The organism is Bradyrhizobium sp. CCBAU 11430, from assembly GCF_028128855.1.
Lineage (GTDB): Bacteria > Pseudomonadota > Alphaproteobacteria > Rhizobiales > Xanthobacteraceae > Bradyrhizobium > Bradyrhizobium ottawaense.
Genome location: NZ_LBJV01000013.1, coordinates 1 through 516, shown reverse-complemented (window position 1 = coordinate 516; position 516 = coordinate 1). Strand labels below are relative to the sequence as shown.

Genomic DNA, 516 nt, shown 5'->3' with positions numbered 1-516 from the left:
CGGTGCCGCCGCGCGACAGCGCGCGATGGAAGCCTATGTCGGCGAGTTCGAAGGCGTGGTGCACAAGTCGCTGGGCGAGCTGAGCGAGGCGTCCGGCGAAATGCGCAAGACCTCGGGCGACCTCTCCGCGGTGTCACGCCAGACCAATGAACGCGCCGAGATCGCAGGCAAGGCCTCGAACGACGCATCGACCAGCGTCGAGAGCGTCGCGGCAGCCGCCGAGGAGCTCAGCGCATCCATCAACGACATCAGCCAGCAGGCCGCGCATGCCGCAGGCATCGCCAGCCGCGCCGTCAACCAGGCACGCGAGACCGACAGCACCGTCCAGGGGCTCGCGCAGTCGGCGGGGCGCATCGGCGAGGTCGTCGGTCTCATCAACACCATCGCGGCACAGACCAACCTGCTGGCCCTGAACGCCACGATCGAGGCGGCACGCGCCGGGGAAGCCGGCCGCGGCTTTGCGGTCGTGGCCTCCGAGGTGAAGTCGTTGGCGAGCCAGACCGCCAAGGCGACCGA

At 69.8% G+C, this 516-nt stretch carries 1 protein-coding gene; it reads left to right on the top strand.

The window, feature by feature from the left end; translation table 11 throughout:
• On the top strand, positions 1 to 516 hold a 516-nt coding region (locus XI04_RS08100; protein ID WP_271623548.1), incomplete at both ends, for a methyl-accepting chemotaxis protein.